Origin of the sequence: Nonomuraea sp. ZG12, from assembly GCF_052068115.1 — a bacterium.
GTDB lineage: Bacteria > Actinomycetota > Actinomycetes > Streptosporangiales > Streptosporangiaceae > Nonomuraea.
Genome location: NZ_JBQHCW010000094.1, coordinates 1 through 728, shown reverse-complemented (window position 1 = coordinate 728; position 728 = coordinate 1). Strand labels below are relative to the sequence as shown.

At 68.4% G+C, this 728-nt stretch carries 2 protein-coding genes; one reads left to right on the top strand and one right to left on the bottom strand.

The genetic code is table 11. The annotated features are described in order from the left end of the window. The coding region (locus tag ACTMTF_RS49405; protein WP_441117037.1) for a hypothetical protein at positions 1 to 454 on the top strand (454 nt) is incomplete at its 5' end. Positions 455 to 465: 11 nt separating this feature from the next. On the opposite strand, the gene ACTMTF_RS49400 is transcribed toward ACTMTF_RS49405, so the two are convergent. Beyond that, positions 466 to 606, bottom strand: coding sequence for a hypothetical protein (locus ACTMTF_RS49400; protein ID WP_441116471.1), 141 nt, complete (start codon positions 604 to 606; stop codon positions 466 to 468). Positions 607 to 728 lie beyond the last annotated feature (122 nt).

Sequence of the window (728 nt, the reverse complement as noted above, 5' to 3'; positions counted from 1 at the left end):
GAAGACACGCATGCTGGGCGCCGCGCTGGCCATCGCAGCGTTGAGCGGGCTGCTGGTGGCAAGCCCGGCGCAGGCGAGAGACGGAGTGTCCTCCGCCCGCGTGGACCCCTTCGAGAGCGCGGAGGGTCGCGACTACAGTGGCGGGACCGCCCGGGCGACCGTCGACTTCCGCAGCCGGACGAAGGTCATCTTTCGGAACTTCACGGTGCGCGACCTCTGTCCCGGCGACAACCTTCCGATACAGGGCCGGGTTTGGTGGGAACACACCGACGGAACCTACGGGTACGGCGCCTGGAAGTGGGACCGCAACGGCTGCGGCGACGACGGCACCAACTTCGGAAACTTCACCCGCACCGGCACCAAGGCCATATCGATGATCTACGTGCAGGTGTGCAGCACGTATTGCGACCACAGCGCGCCCCGATACAACCAGTACGTACACCCGGGCAGCTGACGCTCAGGCTTTCAGCGTTCGGCCTCGCCGCCGGAGGAGAAGGCGAGGCCGACGGCGAGGATCCGGACGCCGTGGCCGAGCCGGTCGGCACCACGCCACTGGATCGCCTGCCAGATCGACGGCAGGCGGGATGACCTCCGTGCGCTGTTCATCGGCGCGGGCCGGGTCTCAGGCGGGCACGCCGAAGGCGTCGGCGAGCAGGGCGAGTTCGCGGGTCATCGAGGTGCCGCTCATCAGGCGATTGCAGGTACTCGAAGGCGTCCAGGTGCCGGGT